21 protein-coding genes and 5 tRNA genes are annotated in these 18,807 nt (G+C 60.5%); 10 read left to right on the forward strand and 16 right to left on the reverse strand.

What is annotated here, in order from left to right; genetic code table 11:
• Window positions 1-173 precede the first annotated feature (173 nt).
• Complete coding sequence (gene nadC / locus CWC48_RS06260) at window positions 174-1,022, forward strand: carboxylating nicotinate-nucleotide diphosphorylase (RefSeq protein ID WP_078046829.1); 849 nt, start codon at window positions 174-176, stop codon at window positions 1,020-1,022.
• A gap of 43 nt (window positions 1,023-1,065) precedes the next feature.
• Here nadC and CWC48_RS06265 read toward each other — a convergent pair whose 3' ends face one another.
• From CWC48_RS06265 to CWC48_RS06280, 4 genes are all read right to left on the reverse strand, one after another.
• The gene (locus tag CWC48_RS06265; protein ID WP_078046828.1) at window positions 1,066-1,371 is read right to left on the reverse strand and encodes a DUF6388 family protein; all 306 of its coding nucleotides are present in this window, start codon (window positions 1,369-1,371) and stop codon (window positions 1,066-1,068) included.
• A 160-nt stretch (window positions 1,372-1,531) separates the two neighbouring features.
• Window positions 1,532-1,604, reverse strand: a tRNA-Thr gene (locus CWC48_RS06270).
• A gap of 48 nt (window positions 1,605-1,652) precedes the next feature.
• Window positions 1,653-3,053, reverse strand: coding sequence for an O-antigen ligase (locus CWC48_RS06275; protein ID WP_100491508.1), 1,401 nt, complete (start codon window positions 3,051-3,053; stop codon window positions 1,653-1,655).
• Window positions 3,054-3,088: 35 nt separating this feature from the next.
• Window positions 3,089-3,502: a pilin gene (locus tag CWC48_RS06280; protein WP_100492499.1), complete on the reverse strand. Its 414-nt coding sequence runs from the start codon at window positions 3,500-3,502 to the stop codon at window positions 3,089-3,091.
• A gap of 202 nt (window positions 3,503-3,704) precedes the next feature.
• On the opposite strand from CWC48_RS06280, the gene CWC48_RS06285 reads away from it, so the two are divergent.
• From CWC48_RS06285 to yacG, 4 genes are read left to right on the forward strand one after another with little or no spacing between them, the layout of a single operon-like run.
• Complete coding sequence (locus CWC48_RS06285) at window positions 3,705-4,913, forward strand: type II secretion system F family protein (protein ID WP_100491509.1); 1,209 nt, start codon at window positions 3,705-3,707, stop codon at window positions 4,911-4,913.
• Window positions 4,910-5,776 carry an A24 family peptidase gene (locus CWC48_RS06290; protein ID WP_100491510.1) on the forward strand — a complete coding sequence of 289 codons (867 nt, stop codon included), beginning with the start codon at window positions 4,910-4,912 and terminating at the stop codon, window positions 5,774-5,776. Before CWC48_RS06285 ends, CWC48_RS06290 begins: the two co-directional genes overlap by 4 nt.
• Window positions 5,773-6,396, forward strand: a complete 624-nt coding sequence (gene coaE / locus CWC48_RS06295; protein WP_078046824.1) for a dephospho-CoA kinase — start codon at window positions 5,773-5,775, stop codon at window positions 6,394-6,396. The genes CWC48_RS06290 and coaE overlap by 4 nt, the downstream gene beginning before the upstream one ends.
• On the forward strand, window positions 6,393-6,593 hold the full coding sequence (yacG, locus tag CWC48_RS06300) for a DNA gyrase inhibitor YacG (RefSeq protein WP_003188437.1): 201 nt from the start codon (window positions 6,393-6,395) through the stop codon (window positions 6,591-6,593). The genes coaE and yacG overlap by 4 nt, the downstream gene beginning before the upstream one ends.
• Here yacG and CWC48_RS06305 read toward each other — a convergent pair.
• Entirely contained in the window at window positions 6,590-6,805 is a 216-nt protein-coding gene (locus CWC48_RS06305; RefSeq protein ID WP_003171680.1) for a hypothetical protein, read from the reverse strand. The two genes, yacG and CWC48_RS06305, sit on opposite strands and share 4 nt — an antisense overlap.
• A gap of 76 nt (window positions 6,806-6,881) precedes the next feature.
• Window positions 6,882-7,571 carry an energy-coupling factor ABC transporter permease gene (locus CWC48_RS06310; RefSeq protein WP_100491511.1) on the reverse strand — a complete coding sequence of 230 codons (690 nt, stop codon included), beginning with the start codon at window positions 7,569-7,571 and terminating at the stop codon, window positions 6,882-6,884.
• Window positions 7,572-7,674: 103 nt separating this feature from the next.
• On the opposite strand from CWC48_RS06310, the gene CWC48_RS06315 reads away from it, so the two are divergent.
• The 3 genes from CWC48_RS06315 to CWC48_RS06325 are packed head-to-tail and all read left to right on the forward strand — an operon-like array spanning window position 7,675 to window position 9,891.
• On the forward strand, window positions 7,675-8,304 hold the full coding sequence (locus CWC48_RS06315) for a DUF1780 domain-containing protein (protein WP_010213242.1): 630 nt from the start codon (window positions 7,675-7,677) through the stop codon (window positions 8,302-8,304).
• A gap of 54 nt (window positions 8,305-8,358) precedes the next feature.
• Complete coding sequence (locus CWC48_RS06320) at window positions 8,359-8,532, forward strand: DUF3094 family protein (protein ID WP_016976295.1); 174 nt, start codon at window positions 8,359-8,361, stop codon at window positions 8,530-8,532.
• Window positions 8,533-8,592: 60 nt separating this feature from the next.
• Window positions 8,593-9,891 (forward strand): NAD(P)/FAD-dependent oxidoreductase, encoded by a 1,299-nt coding sequence (locus tag CWC48_RS06325; RefSeq protein WP_100491512.1) that lies wholly within the window; start codon window positions 8,593-8,595, stop codon window positions 9,889-9,891.
• A gap of 191 nt (window positions 9,892-10,082) precedes the next feature.
• Here the strand turns inward: CWC48_RS06325 and CWC48_RS06335 are convergent.
• From CWC48_RS06335 to rluD, 7 genes are all read right to left on the reverse strand, one after another.
• A tRNA-Pro gene (locus CWC48_RS06335) sits at window positions 10,083-10,159 on the reverse strand.
• Between the two features lie 94 nt (window positions 10,160-10,253).
• Window positions 10,254-10,329, reverse strand: a tRNA-Lys gene (locus CWC48_RS06340).
• Between the two features lie 5 nt (window positions 10,330-10,334).
• A tRNA-Pro gene (locus CWC48_RS06345) sits at window positions 10,335-10,411 on the reverse strand.
• 10 nt (window positions 10,412-10,421) lie between these two features.
• A tRNA-Asn gene (locus tag CWC48_RS06350) sits at window positions 10,422-10,497 on the reverse strand.
• Between the two features lie 300 nt (window positions 10,498-10,797).
• Window positions 10,798-13,362 carry an ATP-dependent chaperone ClpB gene (clpB, locus tag CWC48_RS06355; protein WP_078046820.1) on the reverse strand — a complete coding sequence of 855 codons (2,565 nt, stop codon included), beginning with the start codon at window positions 13,360-13,362 and terminating at the stop codon, window positions 10,798-10,800.
• Window positions 13,363-13,510: 148 nt separating this feature from the next.
• Window positions 13,511-14,236 carry a peptidoglycan editing factor PgeF gene (pgeF, locus tag CWC48_RS06360; RefSeq protein WP_078046819.1) on the reverse strand — a complete coding sequence of 242 codons (726 nt, stop codon included), beginning with the start codon at window positions 14,234-14,236 and terminating at the stop codon, window positions 13,511-13,513.
• Window positions 14,233-15,195, reverse strand: a complete 963-nt coding sequence (rluD, locus tag CWC48_RS06365) for a 23S rRNA pseudouridine(1911/1915/1917) synthase RluD (protein WP_034102080.1) — start codon at window positions 15,193-15,195, stop codon at window positions 14,233-14,235. The genes pgeF and rluD overlap by 4 nt, the downstream gene beginning before the upstream one ends.
• 149 nt (window positions 15,196-15,344) lie before the next feature.
• Between rluD and CWC48_RS06370 the strand changes: the two genes are divergently transcribed.
• On the forward strand, window positions 15,345-16,370 hold the full coding sequence (locus CWC48_RS06370) for an outer membrane protein assembly factor BamD (RefSeq protein WP_078046818.1): 1,026 nt from the start codon (window positions 15,345-15,347) through the stop codon (window positions 16,368-16,370).
• Between the two features lie 123 nt (window positions 16,371-16,493).
• Entirely contained in the window at window positions 16,494-16,727 is a 234-nt protein-coding gene (locus CWC48_RS06375) for a PP0621 family protein (protein WP_078046817.1), read from the forward strand.
• Here CWC48_RS06375 and thiO read toward each other — a convergent pair.
• The 3 genes from thiO to CWC48_RS06390 all read right to left on the reverse strand — a co-directional run bounded on the left by thiO (window position 16,714) and on the right by CWC48_RS06390 (window position 18,790).
• On the reverse strand, window positions 16,714-17,823 hold the full coding sequence (thiO, locus tag CWC48_RS06380; protein WP_100491514.1) for a glycine oxidase ThiO: 1,110 nt from the start codon (window positions 17,821-17,823) through the stop codon (window positions 16,714-16,716). The genes CWC48_RS06375 and thiO overlap by 14 nt on opposite strands.
• A gap of 62 nt (window positions 17,824-17,885) precedes the next feature.
• Window positions 17,886-18,287, reverse strand: a complete 402-nt coding sequence (locus CWC48_RS06385) for a type IV pilin protein (protein WP_078046815.1) — start codon at window positions 18,285-18,287, stop codon at window positions 17,886-17,888.
• Window positions 18,288-18,298: 11 nt separating this feature from the next.
• Window positions 18,299-18,790 carry a PilX N-terminal domain-containing pilus assembly protein gene (locus CWC48_RS06390; protein WP_371857038.1) on the reverse strand — a complete coding sequence of 164 codons (492 nt, stop codon included), beginning with the start codon at window positions 18,788-18,790 and terminating at the stop codon, window positions 18,299-18,301.
• Window positions 18,791-18,807: the final 17 nt, after the last annotated feature.

Below are 18,807 nucleotides of genomic sequence, written 5' to 3' on the forward strand. Positions count from 1 at the left end.
CGGTATTGGTCTGAACGTCAAAGCTATGACGCCAATTGCAAGGCGCGAGATTATCTTGCAAATGAGGGGGGTTGCGCCAGCAAACTCTGGCATTGCGCGGTAAATGAGTGCCGAGCCTGGGTTCGAACGCACACTGCCCCTATAATCGGGACACTTTGTATGTGGAGCCTGTTATGCCGAATCTCCGTCTTGCCGACCTTACCGCCGAAATCGAAGCCAACGTGCGCCGCGCACTGCTGGAAGACATCGGCAGCGGCGACATCACTGCGCAGTTGATCCCCGCCGAGCGGCTGGCGACGGCCACCATCATTACCCGTGACGCTGCAGTGATCGCCGGCACAGCCTGGGTCGATGCCGTGTTTCGCCAATTGGACCCCAGGGTCGCCGTGCATTGGCAGGTGGCCGACGGTGAGCGCGTCAACCCTAACCAGGCGCTGTTCCACCTTGAAGGCCCGGCGCGCTCGCTGCTCAGCGGCGAACGCTGCGCGCTGAACTTCCTGCAGTTGCTGTCCGGAGTCGCGACCCGCGCCCAATTCCTGGCGGATTTTGTCGCCAGCACCCAGGTCAAGCTGCTGGATACCCGCAAGACGCTGCCGGGCCTGCGCCTGGCGCAGAAGTACGCGGTCACCTGCGGCGGCTGCCACAACCACCGAATCGGTCTTTACGACGCGTTCCTGATCAAGGAAAACCACATCGCTGCCTGTGGTGGCATTGCCCAGGCGATCACAGCCGCCCACAAGATCGCACCCGGCAAGCCGGTGGAAATCGAAGTGGAAAGCCTGGAGGAACTGCGCGAAGCCCTGGCGGCAGGCGCCGATATCATCATGCTCGACGAGCTGAGCCTGGAAGATATGCGTGAAGCCGTGCGCCTGAACGGCGGCAAGGCCAAGCTGGAAGCCAGCGGCGGGATCAATGAAAGCACCCTGCTGCCCATTGCCGAGACCGGGGTGGACTACATTTCGATCGGCGCGATGACCAAGGATGTGAAGGCGGTGGATTTGTCGATGCGGCTTAGCATCTAAGATGATTTGTAGGAGCCGGATTGCCGGCTCCTACAATGAGTGTTTAAACGACCAGGTCGTTCATCTCGCAATACTCTTCCCATTCGACACCCAGCACCTCGGCCGCCTCTTTGTGCAAGGCCAGCCGTGCTGCTTCGAATTCTTCCGGTGTCGAGGTGTACTTGAGGGTCAGCTCCCAGGGCTGATAGCCCTGGCTCTCGGCCTCGTCCTCGAATGCCCACTGGATCTGGTCGCGCTGATCATCGGCGCTCAGGTCCTTGATCTCTTCTCTGAGCTGCGGCGACTCCGCGAGGTATTTCTCGAGGGCTGCTTGATGCCGAACTTCCTGGGTCATTTCAGTCGTGGTCATGTTGTTCTCTTAGATCGAGGAATGGGGATGCATCTGGGTCATCAAGGTTGCGCAGATACAAAAGAGCAGGCTCACATGCCGGCTCGTCTGGCCTTCAGAACCATTCTGGGATCAACTGAAAACAGTGCCTTTGAAAACGGTGACGCCTTTGTTGCCTTTGTGCCCGAGACAGGAATCGAACCTGCGACCTTCGCGTTACGAGTGCGCTGCTCTACCGGCTGAGCTACACGGGCGGTGGGCTAAAGCTAGCACCGCATGGGGAGTCCGGCAACTTGCCGCCGTCACCGGGCAATCACACCCTGGGCCCAGAAGCGCGGTTGCAGCAAGTTGGCATGGCTGTCCAGGTACTGCTGCTGGGCTTGCTGGATATGCGGCACATCGCGCACGGCGATAAAAACCAGCAGACCAACGGCCAGTACACTCAGCGTTTTCCACGCGCCCCAGGCCAACGGCAGCTCAGCCGTCTCCGGGGTTTTCCACAGGTGCAACGCCATCAACCAACCCACCACCAGCGCCAGCCACACTTGAGAGTTGGGCATCACAATCACACCGTCGACCATGGACTGCACCAACGCACCGACGAGCGCTGCAAACAGGCACATTCGCAGCAAGTCCGCGGGTTCAGAGCACAGCGCACGCTCCCGCAATAGGCCGAACGTGGCCCAACCACTCCGCCACGCCAGCACCGCAACGCACAACGTAGATGGCACACCCCATTCACTGGCCCATTGCAGGATGGCCTGGTGGGGGTGCGCGGCAGTTCTATTGGCGATATCGGCGAAATGCATCGGCCCGAAGCCCAGCCATGGCCGCTCGACGAGCATGTGCCAGGCCTGCCACCAGATCGGACCGCGCCCGGACAGGGAGGTGGTGAGACGATCACGGGCGCCATTGAGGATTTGGATCCCGAGGTAATCCGCCAGCACCGTAAACACCAGCCAATACAGCAACAGCCCAGCCAGCACTGCGGCCACTTGCCAACCCACCCAACGCCGGCCCCAAGGGCCCAGCAACGCCACTACCAGCGTCGCCGCGCCCATGCCCAGCCAGGTGCCGCGCGTGCCGCCACCAATCGCGATCAACCACCACACACACAGCAATGCAAACACAGCGGCCCTGAGCGAGCGGGTAAGCGTAGGGATCAGTAAGGGAAGTGCCAGCAGCGGCAAGGTAAATGTCTGGAATTGGCCATAGAATCGCTTGTTGGAAAAGCCGGACAGCAACAGGTCCGGGTCCAGGATTCGTTCGGCGCTGATGAACGCCAATGTGCCCGCATACACATATTGAATCGACTTGATCAGGCACAGCAGCACCACCAGCATGATCAAATAGCGATCCAACGGCTCACCGCCCTGGCGACGCAACAAGGCAAACGCCACGGCAATTGCCCCGCCACTGACAAACAACGCCACCTCGGCAAACGCCCACAGCGGCTGGTGGGCCAGCACTGATGACACCAGGCCCAACCCGATAATCAGTCCCAGGCCCAGCGCCGTGGGGCGGTCCAGCAGCTGTTGCATGCGAGGGACCGACAGCCCATACAGCACCGCGCAAACCCCGACGGCAATCTGCATGCCCCGCTGCAAATCATGCCCGCTGAACGGCGCACAAATCCCGACGACCAGCAGACATATCACTGCTACCAGAAAAACATTGCCGCGCTGCGGTACGGATAACGACATCGGCCACCTCATCTTCCCTGTGGATGGTTTAGCCGTCAGGCCCCGTCGGCGCCGCAGCTTTTAGCGACATATTTTGCGTCAGCGGTGGTGGTGCATTTCCAACCGGTGGTGGCATTGCGCGTCAGGCTGATGGTCTTGCCCAGCACCGGCGCCGGCGCGTCGAGTATTTCGCAACTGATGGCGCCCGCGCCCGTCGCAACATCCCCTGCTACATCGATCTTGCAGTTGGCCGTTGGGCTGGTGCCGCCGATCAATGCCAGGGTCGGTACAGTGCCCTGGTTGAGGGTGTCTTCGTACCCGGCCTTCAACGCGGTGATTTCAGCCAGGCCGGCAGTGAACTTGGCCTTGGCCTGGTGGGTGGTGTACATGGGCAGGCCGATGGTGGCCAAAATGCCGATGATTGCCACGACGATCAACAGTTCGATCAGGGTAAAACCTTTTTGACGAATCACATTCACTCTCCAGGATAGAACTCATGACAAGGCACGTCCTGCGCCCCGTGTTGTGCAGCGGCGCCAGTGTACTCATCCGCAGGCGGTCAATCGCGCACAAGACGCACATTCTGACATTTTATCCGCCAATGCCGGCCTGTCCGAATCCGTCACCTGACTACGCTATAAAGCTTCGACGACCTCTGTGCGGAACCATGACATGGACAACGCTTCAACGCTCTACGCCTGGGAAGGCACCAACCGCAAAGGACGCAGGGTGTCCGGGCAAACCACCGGGCACAACCCTGCCTTGGTGAAGGCCCAATTGCGCAAACAGGGCATCAGCCCAGGCCATGTGCGCCAGAAATCTCCAATGCTGCCGAGCCTGGCACCCTCGATAATATCGACGGACATCACCCTGCTTACTCGCCAACTGGCCACCCTGCTGAAGGCCGGTATTCCTCTATTGCAGGCCTTCGATATCATCGGTGAGGGCTTCGACAACCGCGCCGTGCGTGAGCTTGTGCAAGGGCTGAAACAGGCGATCGCCGCCGGCACCAGCCTCGCCGAGGCGCTGCGCAAACAGCCTCGTTATTTCGACGCGCTGTACTGCAACCTGGTGGCCGCCGGCGAACAGGCCGGAGCACTTGAAACCCTGCTGGAGCGCGTGGCGATCCACCGGGAAAAGAGCGAGCAGCTAAAGGCCAGGATCAAAAAAGCCATGACCTATCCGATCACCGTGCTGGTGGTCGCCAGCCTGGTCACTGGGGTGCTGTTGATCCACGTCGTGCCGCAGTTCCAGAATCTGTTTGCGGGGGTGGACGGCACGCTGCCCGGCTTCACCTTGCAGGTCATCGCCCTTTCCGAGTTCGTGCAGAAAGCGTGGTGGGTGCTGGCGCTGGGCGTTCTTGCGGGAAGCATGGGGCTGCGCCATGCCTATCGGACGCTCCCTGGATTTAGTCTGTGGTTGGACCGCTGTTTGTTGAAAGCGCCCCTGGCAGGCAAACTGCTGAGCAAATCCGCCGTGGCCCGCTTTGCCCGCACACTGTCCACCACGTTTGCCGCCGGCGTTCCGTTACTGCAGGCGCTGGACTCGGTGGCCGGTGCCGCCGGTTCCGGGCCATTCAGACAGGCAATCGAACATATGCGACGCGATGTAGCGACTGGCATGCCATTGAATCAATCCATGCTCGCCAGCGGCCTGTTCCCCGGCATGGCGATCCAGATGACGGCTATCGGCGAAGAGTCGGGCACGCTGGACCGCATGCTGGAAAAGGTTGCCAACCATTACGAGGCCGATGTGGACAACCTGGTCGATAACCTCACGCACCTCATGGAGCCCCTGATCATGGTGGTGCTGGGCGGCATTGTCGGCGCATTGGTGATCGCCATGTACCTGCCGGTCTTCCAGATGGGGAGCGCATTTTGAGCCAGCTATTGGCTGTACACCCCTGGGCTTTTGTTGCACTGGCGTCGGTGCTGGGGCTGATCGTCGGCAGTTTTCTCAACGTGCTGGTGTGGCGCCTGCCGAAGATGCTCGAACGGGAATGGCGCGCCCAGGCCCACGAAGTGCTCGGCTTGCCCGCTGAGCCTGCCAGCCCGACCTACACCCTGATGCAGCCTAATTCCTGCTGCCCACAGTGCAACCATCCGATACGCCCTTGGGAAAATATCCCACTGCTCAGCTACCTGTTTCTGCGAGGTCGCTGCGCCCATTGCCAGGGTGCGATCAGCGCCCGTTATCCGCTCACGGAACTGACGTGCGCGCTGATCTCGGCCTGGGTGGCCTGGCATTTCGGCTATGGCTGGCAGGCGGGCGCAGTGCTGGTATTGAGCTGGGGCTTGTTGGCGATGAGCCTGATCGACGCCGACCACCAACTGTTGCCGGATGTGCTGGTGATGCCGCTGTTATGGCTGGGGCTGATCGTCAACGGCTTCGGCCTGCTGACGACACTGTCGGATGCCCTGTGGGGTGCGGTGATCGGCTACATGAGCCTGTGGAGCGTGTTCTGGCTGTTCAAGCTGGTCACTGGCAAGGACGGCATGGGCCATGGCGACTTCAAGCTGCTGGCCTTGCTCGGCGCCTGGGGTGGCTGGCAAATCCTGCCAATGACGCTGTTAATGTCGTCGCTGGTGGGGGTATTCGTGGGCTTGATCCTGATGCGCCTGCGCAAGTCCCAAGCGTCGGCACCGATGCCGTTTGGTCCGTATCTGGCGATTGCCGGCTGGATTGCATTGCTCTGGGGTGGTCAAATAACCGACTTCTATTTGCAGTCTGTCGGTTTCAGATGACCACTTCTGTTGCAACACCCTGGATTCTCGGCCTCACTGGCGGCATCGGCAGCGGTAAAAGTGCCGCAGCCCAGCACTTTATCGACCTGGGCATCGACCTGGTGGACGCCGATCACGCCGCCCGCTGGGTGGTCGAGCCTGGACGGCCGGCGTTGGCACGTATCGCCGAGCACTTCGGTGCCGGCGTGCTGCAGCCGGACGGTCAACTGGACCGCGGCGCCTTGCGCAAGCTGATCTTTGAAGTACCCGAAGAGCGCCGCTGGCTCGAAGCCTTGCTGCACCCGTTGATTGGCGAGGAGATTCGCAGCCACCTGGCGCGCGCGAAGTCGCCCTACGCGATATTGGTGTCGCCGCTGCTGATCGAGTCCGGCCAGTACAGCATGACCCAGCGCATCCTGGTGATCGACGTGCCGCAATCGCTGCAGATTCAGCGTACCCTGCAGCGCGACGGCATCAACGAGCAACAGGTGCAGGCGATCCTCAAGGCCCAGTCCAGCCGCGAAGACCGCCTGAACCATGCCGATGACGTGCTGGTCAATGACCAGGACCTTGCCTGGCTGCACAGCGAGGTCGAGCGACTGCACCACTTTTACCTTACTTTGCGTGGAGGCCGATCATGAGCCAACCCTTGACCGTCGACTGCCCAACCTGCGGTGCACCCGTGGAATGGAAAGCGACCAACCTCAACCGGCCGTTCTGCTCGGACCGCTGCAAGCTCATCGACCTGGGCGCCTGGGCCGCTGAGGAACACAAAATCCCCGTGGCCCCGGATGCCGAAGACGAGCTGTTTTCCGAAGACCTGCCGCCGCGCCACTAAGGGCGCATAAAGGCGTATTCCTGCTGGTCGTCGAGGTTCTCTGCAAGGTATTGCAGCTCGTCGGCCAGGTCTTCAAAACTGCGCACACCCTTGCTCTGTTGCACCACCGCACTGAGCATCGCACGCAGGGTCAGGCCCGGGTCAAAACCGATTTCCTGTGCCGCGTCCTGGCTTCTGCGCAACTCCTGCCGTGCCCACTCGTACACACTCATGATCCGTGCTCCCCGCCTTGCCTGGAAAAATTTGGCAGAGCATGGGCCTGCTCGGCCGGCCAGGATTTGATCTGGGTCAACGCTGTGAATCGTCGTCCTTCCAGGGTGCCGACAAGTAGCGCGTGCGGTTGAAAGTCTCCAGCCATTCCGGGCAAAACACCACCAGTGCGCTGATGACCATGCCGTTGATAAAGGCTTCGGGAAAGATGATCAGCCACAGGTAGCCGACAAAATCCTCCAGCCATTCCGGCATGGCGAAACGGCCGTCGAACCACAGCAGCCCCAGCCCAAATAGCAGGCACAGCAGCGCCGACAGCGCGGCAGCAAAAAAACCGGAACAGAAGATATACACAAAGGGATTGCGCGGTTGCGCGCGCTCGACCAGCAACGCGCAGGTTTCGGTGATCAGCACCGGCAACCCGATCAGCAACAGGCCGTTGACGCCCAGGGCTGCGAGGTCCTGGCGCCCCAGCGCCATCAAACCCAACTGGGCGACAACGCCGCCGACAATTGCGAGGGGCCAATCCAGCAACAGGGTCACGGCAGTCATGCCGATGAAGTGGTAGGAAACACCTGTATCGAAATCCCGCCGTACCAGCCACAGCATGAACAACGCGAACACGGTGCCGAATAGCAGATGCTGACGCCGCCGGTCGGCAAACAGTTCGACCCAAGGTGAACGCAGGATCGCCCACACCACCACGGGCGCATACAGCAGCCACCCGATGCCCATTGTTGTCGGCGCCAACATGGCGGCACTGATCACGGCAGCACTCCCCAGGGTCGAATATTGCTCGGATGATCAGTCTACACCGACGTTTCACAGGGGTACTTCCTGCGGTCATCATTTGGGCGCTAAGCTGCTAGCTATGGATGACTCAGATTACTTGCGCCTGCTCACCGTAGCGGCCGAACAAGCCAACGCATTCTTGTCCAATGCCCGCAAATGGGAGCGTGAGCGTTGGGTCTGCCAGCGCCTGCTGCAAGGCTTGAACGTGCCTTACCGTGCCGAGGAATTCCACGCAGCCGGGCAAGAGCCACCGGACGTGCTGTTTCGCGATGCCAGTTTCGAGGTGTTTTTTGTGCTGGACGAGGGCCGTCGCCTGAATGACGAATGGCGCGACGAGTTGCTGCGCCGACGCAGCGCCTTCTCCCTGAGCCAATTGGTGCGGCGCGAAGCCAAGCCGCGACGCATCCCGGCCCATGAGTTTTTACTGCGCCTGGCGCCCACGCTGCGCAAGAAGGCGCATAACTACAAAGAACGCGGGATGGACCTGGGGGAGCTGGATATCGTTGCCTTCACCAGCCTCAAGCGTGAGGTGCTTGACCTCAACAGCCATTTCCCGCCGCCGACGGAATACCTGCGCCAGGGCTGGCGCTCGCTGTCGCTGGTGGGGCCGACCTTTGCACGGGTGTTGTTCGCCCACCCGGATGCACCGGATTTCTTGCGCAACAACCTGGGCCGCAGCATAGTGTTCGATGTGGGCATCAGCCTCTGAGCCCCCGGACTGTAACGTGGCGCCCTTTTGCAACGTCTACCTGACGAGGCCTTTATGACCAGCCGCCTGAACCCCGATGACCAACAGCATGTCGAAGAGTACCTGCAACTCTCCCAGAACCGAGTCGAGCGCAAGCCTTTCCGGCCGTGGCTGCTCCTTGGTGTGGTGCTGGTAGTGGTGATCGGTCTCGGCTTGCTGAGCCGACTATTGAGTTACCTGACGCTATGAGCTGCCTGGCGCTCGCGGGGGTAACTGCTCCGATTTCTTTTAGCCTTGCGAGATATCCCCATGACCCATCGTATTATTATCGTCGGCGGCGGCGCCGGCGGCCTGGAGTTGGCTACCCGCCTGGGTAAGACTCTGGGCAAGCGCGGCACCGCCAGCATCACGCTGGTGGACGCCAACCTGACCCATATCTGGAAGCCCCTGCTGCACGAAGTGGCAGCCGGTTCGCTGAACTCCTCGGAAGATGAACTCAATTATGTCGCCCAGGCCAAATGGAACCACTTCGAGTTCCAACTGGGGCGCATGAGCGGGCTCGACCGTGAACAGAAGAAGATCCAGCTGGCCGCCACCCTCGACGAAGAAGGCCGTGAACTGGTGCCGGCGCGCGTGCTGGGCTATGACAGCCTGGTGATTGCGGTCGGCAGCACCACCAATGACTTCGGCACCGAAGGCGCCGCGCAGCACTGCCTGTTCCTCGACACCCGCAAGCAGGCCGAGCGCTTTCACCAGCAGTTGCTCAATCACTACTTGCGCGCCCATGCCGGGCAGACCGATGTGGTGGAAAAAATCAGCGTTGCCATCGTCGGCGCGGGTGCCACTGGGGTCGAACTGGCCGCCGAACTGCATAACGCCGCCCACGAGTTGGCCGCTTACGGCCTGGACCGCATCAAGCCGGAAAACATGCACATCACCCTGATCGAAGCCGGCCCACGGGTACTGCCTGCCCTGCCGGAGCGTATCGGCGTGCCGGTGCATAAAACCCTGGAAAAGCTCGGCGTGACGGTACTGACCAATTCGGCGGTCAGCGAAGTGACTGCCGATGCGCTGATCACCAGCAGCGGCCAGGTCATCCCCGCCAGTCTCAAGGTGTGGGCGGCCGGCATTCGCGCGCCAGGTTTCCTCAAGGATATCGATGGCCTGGAAACCAACCGCATCAATCAGCTGCAGGTATTGCCAACACTGCAAACCACCCGCGACGAAAACATCTTCGCGTTTGGCGATTGTGCCGCCTGTCCGCAACCGGGCACTGATCGCAACGTGCCGCCACGTGCCCAGGCGGCTCACCAGCAGGCATCGTTGCTGGCCAAGTCGCTGAAGCTGCGCATCGAGGGCAAGGACCTGCCGACCTACAAGTACACCGACTACGGCTCGTTGATCTCGCTGTCGCGGTTCTCGGCGGTGGGTAACTTGATGGGCAACCTCACCGGCAGCGTGATGCTGGAAGGTTGGCTGGCGCGAATGTTCTACGTGTCGCTGTACCGCATGCACCAGATGGCGCTGTATGGGGTCTTCCGCACGGCGATGCTGATGCTGGGGAGCAAGATCGGGCGCGGCACCGAGCCGCGCCTCAAACTGCACTAACAACACGGTCCCGGATGGGACTTGGTCAATGTGGGAGCGGGCTTGCTCGCGAAAGCGGTGTATCAGTCAGTACATCTGACACTGAACCACCGCTTTCGCGAGCAAGCCCGCTCCCACATTCGTTTTGCGGTGAGTCAGATTTGCGTGCACAAAAAAAATCCCCGTATCTTTCGATACGAGGATTTTTAATATGGTCGGGGTAAGGGGATTCGAACTCCTGACATCCTGCTCCCAAAGCAGGCGCGCTACCGGACTGCGCTATACCCCGGTAAAAAAAAGGCGACCTTTCAGTCGCCTTCTTCGATCAGCGCTTTTGGCCTCTGATCTTAAGATTCGATTCCAGCGTTAACTGGTCTCAAAAATGGTGGGTCGTGTGGGATTCGAACCTACGACCAATTGGTTAAAAGCCAACTGCTCTACCAACTGAGCTAACGACCCAAATATGGTCGGGGTAGGGGGATTCGAACTCCCGACATCCTGCTCCCAAAGCAGGCGCGCTACCGGACTGCGCTATACCCCGATATTGAAATTGGCTCCGTGACCAGGACTCGAACCTGGGACCCAATGATTAACAGTCATTTGCTCTACCGACTGAGCTATCACGGAACTACATATTTCAAAGTACTACGTTGTTGCTTACTACCTTCTCTTTGACTTGTCCGTATCGCTACGTTCATGTCTCTGAGGCGCGCTATTCTACAATCTTAAAAACCCCTGTCAACCCTTTAAATTGCTTTTAAGACAATGATTTGCGCTTGTTTCTGATTTCTTCTTGGGGAGAAGAAACCCGTGGGCTGACGTTGCTGCGGGGCGCACTTTACAAGCCTTTGCCTTACAGTTCAACGCCCTATCGAAAAAAAAGGCCCCGCAATGCGGGGCCTTCTCTTGTCACCCTGCTGCCAGGGCTCAGTGGAAGACGATTTCGTCGTTTTCCACCGTCGCTGTCACGCTGGTGCCAGGCATGAAGCTGCCCGACAGGATCAACTGGGCCAGCGGGTTCTCGATCCAGCGCTGGATCGCACGTTTCAACGGCCGTGCGCCATACACCGGGTCGTAACCCACAGCGATCAGCTTGTCCAACGCCTCGCGGCTAAGCTCCAGCGACAGCTCACGCTCGGTCAGGCGGCCACGCAGACGTCCCAACTGGATCTCGGTAATGCCCGCGATCTGATCCCGCGCCAACGGCTCGAAGATCACCACTTCGTCGACCCGGTTGATGAATTCCGGGCGGAAATGCGAGGTCAGTGCATCCATCACCGCCGCACGCTGGGCTTCACGATCCCCCACCAGCTCCTGGATCTGCGCCGAGCCCAGGTTGGAGGTCATCACGATCACCGTATTGCGGAAATCCACGGTACGCCCATGGCTGTCGGTCAGGCGGCCGTCCTCCAGCACTTGCAACAGGATGTTGAACACATCCGGGTGCGCCTTCTCGACTTCATCCAGCAGGATCACCGAGTAAGGCTTACGCCGCACGGCTTCGGTCAGGTAACCGCCTTCCTCGTAGCCCACATAGCCTGGTGGCGCACCGATCAAGCGAGCCACCGAATGTTTCTCCATGAATTCGGACATATCAATCCGCACCATGGCCTCTTCAGTATCAAAGAGGAACTCGGCCAAAGCCTTGCACAGCTCGGTCTTACCCACACCGGTCGGGCCGAGGAACATGAACGAGCCACTCGGACGGTTCGGATCGGACAACCCGGCCCGCGAACGCCGTACCGCGTTGGAAACGGCCACCACGGCCTCTTCCTGACCGATCACACGCTGATGCAGCAGGTGTTCCATCTTCAGCAACTTGTCGCGTTCGCCTTCAAGCATTTTCGACACGGGAATGCCGGTCCATTTGGAGACGACTTCGGCAATTTCTTCCTCCGTCACCTTGCTGCGCAGCAACTGGTTCTCAGGCTTGCCGTGCTGGTCGACCATCTGCAGGCTGCGTTCCAGGTCCGGGATCACCCCGTACTGCAACTCAGCCATGCGGTTCAGGTCGCCTTTACGGCGGGCCGCTTCGAGTTCCTGGCGCGACTGCTCGATCTTTTGCTGAATCTGGGCCGAGCCTTGCACTTCGGCTTTTTCCGAGGTCCAGATTTCTTCCAGGTCCGAATACTCACGTTCCAGGCGGACGATTTCTTCCTGGAGTTTTTCCAGGCGTTTCTTCGCCGCGTCGTCTTCTTCTTTCTTCAGGGCCTGGGACTCGACTTTCAGTTGGATCAGGCGCCGATCCAGACGGTCGAGCACTTCCGGCTTGGAGTCGATTTCCATGCGGATACGGCTGGCCGCTTCGTCGATCAAGTCGATGGCCTTGTCGGGCAACTGACGGTCAGTGATATAGCGATGGCTCAATTTGGCCGCCGCAATGATCGCGCCGTCGGTGATCGCCACCTTGTGGTGGACCTCATAACGCTCTTTCAAGCCACGCAGGATCGCGATGGTGTCTTCTTCGCTCGGCTCTTCCACCAGCACTTTCTGGAAGCGACGCTCAAGGGCCGCGTCCTTTTCAATGTACTGGCGGTATTCGTTGAGCGTAGTAGCACCGACGCAGTGCAACTCACCCCGCGCCAGGGCAGGCTTGAGCATGTTACCGGCGTCCATCGAGCCTTCGCCTTTACCGGCGCCGACCATGGTGTGCAGCTCGTCGATAAACAGAATGATCTGCCCTTCCTGCTTCGACAGTTCATTGAGCAGGGATTTCAGGCGTTCTTCGAACTCGCCGCGGAACTTGGCGCCGGCGATCAACGACCCCATGTCCAGGGACAGCAGACGCTTGCCTTTAAGGCCATCCGGCACTTCACCATTGATGATGCGCTGGGCCAGGCCTTCGGCGATCGCGGTTTTACCCACACCAGGTTCGCCAATCAGTACCGGGTTGTTCTTGGTGCGACGTTGCAGTACCTGGATGGTGCGACGGATTTCATCGTCACGGCCGATCACCGGGTCAAGCTTGCCCTCTTCGGCACGCTTGGTCAGGTCGACGGTGTATTTATCCAGGGCCTGGCGCGACTCCTCATGGTTGGGGTCGTTCACCGCGTCGCCGCCACGCAGGTTGTTGATGGCATTTTCCAGGGCTTTCTTGCTCACGCCCTGGCCCAGCAACAACTTGCCTAGCTTGCTGTTCTCGTCCATGGCGGCGAGCAGCACCAGTTCGCTGGAGATGAACTGGTCACCCTTCTGTTGGGCCAGGCGATCGGCCTGGTTAAGCAGACGCGCCAAGTCCTGCGACATGTTCACGTCGCCGGTTGGGTTTTGGATTTTCGGCAATTGGTCGAGCTCTTTGCTCAACTCCTTGCGCAGGCTGTTGACGTCGAAGCCCACCTGCATCAGCAAGGGCTTGATTGAACCACCTTGCTGTTCCAGCAGCGCCTGCATCAAGTGCGCAGGCTCGATGGCCGGGTGGTCGAGACCCACCGCCAAGGATTGAGAGTCAGACAGTGCCAACTGCAATTTGCTGGTTAAACGATCAATACGCATTAGTCACCTTCCTTTTGAGCAGGCCGGAGCTAGTAAACACATCCTGAATGAAGAAACCTGCCAGATACCCCTATAGATGGGGTGGATTCTGGAAGATTCAAGCGACAGATGCTTGATGTGAGTCAGTGTTGACCCAGGTCAGGAGAGTCTAGCGCTCGAGCCAGATAAGGGAGGCAAAACGTCCGGTGCGGGGGCTGCGCCGGTAGGAAAAGAAGCGCGGGTCGGTCACCGTGCAGAAACCGCCGCCATACACGGCAGTCACACCGCACGCAGCCAGGCGCAGGCGCGCGAGCTTATAGATGTCAGCCATGAACTTGCCCGGATTGCGACTCGGTACAAAGGCTTCGACGGTGGTCGGCAGTTGCTGCATGAAGACTTCACGCACTTCCGGGCCGACTTCAAAGGCTTGCGGGCCAATCGCCGGACCGAGCCACACCAACACGTCGCCAGCGTCGGCGTCGAGGCTTTCTAAAGTCGCCTCCAACACGCCCGCCGCCAGGCCACGCCAACCGGCATGGGCCGCCGCCACGCGTGTGCCTGCACGGTTGCAGAACAACGCGGGCAGGCAATCGGCAGTCATGGATGTGCAGGCGATGCCTGGGGTGCTGGTCCAGCTGCCATCGGCTTCGGCAGTGCGGCCAGGGTCGGCCTCGACCACGGTCACGCCATGGACCTGGCGCAGCCAGGCTGGCTGGATATCGAAGGCCGTGGTCAGGCGGCGACGATTTTCGAGCACGGCCTCCAGGCGGTCCTCGACATGATCGCCCAAATTGAGGCTGTCGAACGGCGCCAGGCTGACGCCGCCCGCACGGGTGGTGACACAGGCCTTCACCTGAGCCGGCGCGGGCCAGTCAGGAATCAGCCAGTCATTCACCCGACAAACGCCTCGCGATCCTGCTTGAGCAGCGACAACAACCAGACCAGGTCGTCCGGCAGAGGCGATTCCCAGCTCATCCGCTTACCGCTCGTCGGATGATCCAGTTCCAGGAAACGTGCATGCAGTGCCTGGCGCGGGAAGTTTTTCAGTGAATCAACCATGGTTGCACTGGCCGCCGGCGGAATACGGAAGCGACCGCCGTAGGCCGGATCTCCGACCAACGGGAAGTTGATGTGTGCCATGTGCACGCGAATCTGGTGGGTACGCCCGGTTTCCAGCTTGACCCGCACGTGGGTGTGGGAGCGGAAACGCTCGAGTACACGGTAGTGGCTCACGGCCTGCTTGCCGCCTTCCATCACCGCCATACGCTGGCGCTGCTGGCCGTGACGACCGATCGGCGCGTTGATCTTGCCACCGGCCACAACTACGCCGATCACGATGCACTCGTAGATCCGGCTGACGCTGCGGCTTTGCAATTGTGTGACCAGCTGCGTCTGCGCCTGAATGGTCTTGGCCACCACCATCAAGCCGGTAGTGTCCTTGTCCAGACGGTGCACGATGCCGCAGCGCGGGACGTTGATGATGTCCGGCACGTGGTGCAACAGGGCATTGAGCAAGGTGCCATCAGCGTGCCCGGCTGCCGGGTGAACCACCAGGCCCGCGGGTTTGTTGATGACCAGGATGTCGTCGTCTTCATAGACGATATCCAGCTCGATGTCCTGGGCAACCCATTCTCCCTGGGCTTCCTGCTCGGCAGTCAGCTCAAGAATCGCACCGCCATGGACTATGTCTCGCGGGCGGATAACCGCTCCATCCACAGTCAGGCGGCCGTCTTTGATCCAGGCGGAAAGGCGCGAGCGCGAGTGCTCAGCGAATAATTGTGCGGCGACTTGATCGAGGCGTTGGCCGCCCAATTCGGACGGCACCTCTGCGCGAAGTTCAATTTTATCGGACATGCTCAGACTAGGCGTGGCACAGCCTTTGGTTTCGGCTGCGCGCTTGTGGTTAAATACGGCGTCTTTTGCCCCGAGGCTTTCAACGGGGCGCTCATCATAACAGGACGGCCCCGCCCAAGACAGCGGCCGTCATAGGGACGCAAGCCGCCATGCAAGTGAAACACCTGCTGCTGATCGCCATCCTCGCCATGACTGCTGCTTGCTCGTCAACAAAGGAAGTCGTCGACGAAAACCTGAGCGAAGTCGAGTTGTATCAACTGGCTCAGAAAGACTTGGACAATAATAGCTACACCAGCGCCACAGCGAAGCTGAAGGCACTGGAGTCGCGCTATCCGTTCGGGCGCTACGCCGACCAGGCCCAGCTCGAGCTGATCTACGCCAACTACAAGAACGCCGAGCCGGAAGCTGCCAAGTCCGCCGCCGAGCGTTTCATCCGCCTGCACCCGCAGCACCCGAACGTGGACTACGCCTACTACATGAAGGGCCTGACCTCGTTCGACCAGGACGTCGGCCTGCTGGCGCGCTTCCTGCCGCTGGACATGACCAAGCGTGACCCGGGTGCCGCCCGCGACTCCTACAACGAGTTCGCCCAGTTGACCAGCCGCTACCCCAACAGCCGCTACGCGCCGGACGCCAAGCAGCGCATGATCTACCTGCGCAACCTGCTGGCGTCCTACGAGATCCACGTGGCCCACTACTACCTGACCCGTCAGGCTTACGTAGCGGCCGCCAACCGTGGCCGTTATGTGGTTGAGAACTTCCAGGAAACCCCATCCGTGGGTGACGGCCTGGCGGTGATGACCGAGGCTTACCAGCGTCTGCACCTGGACGAGCTGGCCAGCACCAGCCTGGAAACCCTCAAGCTCAACTACCCGGACCACCCAAGCCTGAAAGACGGCCAGTTCGTGCCTCAGGTTGACGAAGCCGACAACCGTTCGTGGCTGAGCAAGTACACCCTGGGCCTGATCGAGTCCCGTCCACCGCTGCCGCCGGGCGAAACCCGTGCCAACCAGGACGTGATCAAGCAGTACCAGGACGCCAAGGATGCCATTCCTTCGGAGCTCAAGCCCCACGACGAGAACGGCGACGTGATCGAAGAGGAAGAACCGCAGGCCTTGGGCAACAACCAGGATCGCTCGTGGTTCAGCTACATGACCTTTGGTGTGTTCGACTGATTGCACCGGCGTCATCAAAAAGGAGCCTTTCGAGGCTCCTTTTTTGTGGGCGGTATCATTGCGCTGTGCGCCTGGCACGTCCTTGGCTAAACTGGCGCATTCCCTGTCGAGAAACTGCCCATCATGCTTCGTCTATTGTTCTGGATTGCCGTCATTGCCGCCGCAGTATGGTTCTGGCGCAAATTCAAAAGCCCGGCCGCCAAACAGCAACGCTCCAGTGAGCCTGGCGCGGCCCTGATGGTGCGCTGCGCCCACTGCGGCGTGCACTTGCCGCAGGATCGCGCCCTAAGCTCGCGCCAAGAGTGGTATTGCACCCAGGCCCATCTGGAGCAGGGGCCGAAGTCTATCCAGCGCTGATCCGACCTTCGGGTGCATACGGCGCCGGGTCGATGATCGGCGCACGTGCCAGCAGCAAATCGGTAAACAACTGGCAGGAGGCTGGCGCAAGCACCAGGCCATTGCGGTAATGCCCGCAGTTGAGCCACAAGCCCTTGAAGCCTGGCACTTGGCCGATATACGGAATGCCTTCCGGAGACCCGGGGCGCAGTCCGGCCCAGTGCCCCACCACTTCAGCGTCCGCCAGGGCGGGAATCAACTCCACCGCTGATGCCTTGAGGCTTTCCAGTGCGTTCTGGGTCGGGGTCTTGTCGAAACCTTCGTGCTCCAGGGTACTGCCGATCAGAATGTGCCCGTCACGCCGCGGGATCGCATAGCGACCCTTAGCCAGCACCATGCTCGACAGGAAGTCCGAGGCGCACTTGTACAAAATCATCTGGCCCTTGACCGGCTCCACCGGCAATGACAGGCCTAATGTGCCGAGCAACTCACCACTCCAGGCGCCCGCCGCCAATACAACCTGATCGCCGAAGATCGGGCCATCAGCCGTGTTTACGCCCACGACATTGCCAGCATCCAGAACAAACCCGGTCACTCCGCATTGCTCATGAAGGGTTACACCAGGCAGCGCCAGCAGTGCGGCCTTGAGGGATTTGACCAAGCGTGGGTTGCGCACATTGGCGACGTTGGCCATGTAGATCGCCTGGGAGTACCCGCCGCCCAGCACCGGAACGGCGTCATGGGCGGCCGACACGTCGACTTTGCTCAATGGGCGGCCCTCACGTGCGGCCCACGCCAGGGCTTCGACCTCATCCTCCAGGTCCAGCCAGTACAGGCCTGTGGTGTGAACCTCCGGATCGACGCCCGTCGCAGCAAACAGACGCTCCGCCAACTGTGGATAAAAATCCTGGGACCAATGGGCGAGCGCCGTGACTGCCGGGCTGTAGCGCCACGGATAGAGGGGCGAGACAATGCCGCCGCCCGCCCAGGAAGATTCCTGCCCCAACCCCGCGCGCTCCAATAGCACCACCGCTTGCCCTTGGGTCGCCAGGTTGAACGCCGTCAACAAGCCGATGACACCGCCACCGACAATCACTACCTGTTGTTGCTCTGCCATCATTTGATCCAGCCGATAAATAGGAACAAGCGCGCCCGGCGCCCAGTCGTCCAGCCCCCTCATCATTGCCCCCAGCACAGCTTGCGCGACATTTCTGGTATTGCACCGGGGTTGCTGCGCGTGCCGGCGCTGGTCAGGACGAAATCACCGCAAGGGTCACCAGCCATCATCGAGCCGATAGCGGGCGTCGCCACCAACTGGAAATCCTGAGGGTTCAACGCAGCGCTGATTCTATAGCGATCATTGCCCGCACTGACGCCGCTTGCATCAATAAAAGTACCGTTCCTCGCATAAAACCGCTCCAGATGCTGAGCCTGCCCGGTCAACAGCGCCACGACTTCAGCGCGATACACTTTTTTCATATGGCCGGTGTATCCGGGGTAAGCAATCCCCGCCAACACCGAGATGATCGCAACCGCGATCAGTAACTCGATCAAGGTAAACCCCTGGCTGTCCATGCCCATTGCAGTGCTCCTTATTGAAGTTGCCGCCACGCCACTCGCCGAAAACGCGAGCCGCCCTGCTCCTCTACTCGCGCATAGACGCTCTCCAGCACCGTGCGCAATTGGCCGCTGAGGCCAACAGCCGTCACTCGATACACCGAAGCCGGCATGTGCGGCGGTAAATGCGCCACCCCGACCGCCGGCCCAAGGGATTGAAGGCCGTATACACCGCCTTTCAGCGCCACCCAGCTAACGCCTGAAACAGGGTCCGCGCCGGGCCCGGACACTGAAAATGCAGCCTCCGGCGGCGCACATCGGGTAATCGATTGACACAACGGCAGCGTCGTAAATGACCGCTGTACCGCCGCCTCCCCGAGCCTCAAGCCACTTTCAGCACGCTGCAGCGATTGATTGCGCTGCCAGACGCTGCCGGCGATCTTTTGCTGGATGAGTGCACCTTGCATCGAGGACAAGCCGACCAGCGACACCATCAACAGGAACACCAGGCTGATCAGCAGCACCATGCCCGCCTGCCTTAAAC

This window comes from Pseudomonas sp. S10E 269 (assembly GCF_002798465.1).
Classification (GTDB): Bacteria; Pseudomonadota; Gammaproteobacteria; order Pseudomonadales; family Pseudomonadaceae; genus Aquipseudomonas; species Aquipseudomonas pergaminensis.

Excerpts from the sequence above, each read along its gene's own strand:
- nadC (WP_078046829.1), top strand. The coding sequence starts at position 174 with ATGCCGAATCTCCGTCTTGCCGACCTTACCGCCGAAATCGAAGCCAAC.
- CWC48_RS06265 (WP_078046828.1), bottom strand. The coding sequence starts at position 1,371 with ATGACCACGACTGAAATGACCCAGGAAGTTCGGCATCAAGCAGCCCTC.
- CWC48_RS06275 (WP_100491508.1), bottom strand. The coding sequence starts at position 3,053 with ATGTCGTTATCCGTACCGCAGCGCGGCAATGTTTTTCTGGTAGCAGTG.
- CWC48_RS06285 (WP_100491509.1), top strand. The coding sequence starts at position 3,705 with ATGGACAACGCTTCAACGCTCTACGCCTGGGAAGGCACCAACCGCAAA.
- coaE (WP_078046824.1), top strand. The coding sequence starts at position 5,773 with ATGACCACTTCTGTTGCAACACCCTGGATTCTCGGCCTCACTGGCGGC.
- yacG (WP_003188437.1), top strand. The coding sequence starts at position 6,393 with ATGAGCCAACCCTTGACCGTCGACTGCCCAACCTGCGGTGCACCCGTG.
- CWC48_RS06305 (WP_003171680.1), bottom strand. The coding sequence starts at position 6,805 with ATGAGTGTGTACGAGTGGGCACGGCAGGAGTTGCGCAGAAGCCAGGAC.
- CWC48_RS06315 (WP_010213242.1), top strand. The coding sequence starts at position 7,675 with ATGGATGACTCAGATTACTTGCGCCTGCTCACCGTAGCGGCCGAACAA.
- CWC48_RS06320 (WP_016976295.1), top strand. The coding sequence starts at position 8,359 with ATGACCAGCCGCCTGAACCCCGATGACCAACAGCATGTCGAAGAGTAC.
- CWC48_RS06325 (WP_100491512.1), top strand. The coding sequence starts at position 8,593 with ATGACCCATCGTATTATTATCGTCGGCGGCGGCGCCGGCGGCCTGGAG.
- clpB (WP_078046820.1), bottom strand. The coding sequence starts at position 13,362 with ATGCGTATTGATCGTTTAACCAGCAAATTGCAGTTGGCACTGTCTGAC.
- rluD (WP_034102080.1), bottom strand. The coding sequence starts at position 15,195 with ATGTCCGATAAAATTGAACTTCGCGCAGAGGTGCCGTCCGAATTGGGC.
- CWC48_RS06370 (WP_078046818.1), top strand. The coding sequence starts at position 15,345 with ATGCAAGTGAAACACCTGCTGCTGATCGCCATCCTCGCCATGACTGCT.
- CWC48_RS06375 (WP_078046817.1), top strand. The coding sequence starts at position 16,494 with ATGCTTCGTCTATTGTTCTGGATTGCCGTCATTGCCGCCGCAGTATGG.
- thiO (WP_100491514.1), bottom strand. The coding sequence starts at position 17,823 with ATGGCAGAGCAACAACAGGTAGTGATTGTCGGTGGCGGTGTCATCGGC.
- CWC48_RS06385 (WP_078046815.1), bottom strand. The coding sequence starts at position 18,287 with ATGGGCATGGACAGCCAGGGGTTTACCTTGATCGAGTTACTGATCGCG.
- CWC48_RS06390 (WP_371857038.1), bottom strand. The coding sequence starts at position 18,790 with ATGGTGCTGCTGATCAGCCTGGTGTTCCTGTTGATGGTGTCGCTGGTC.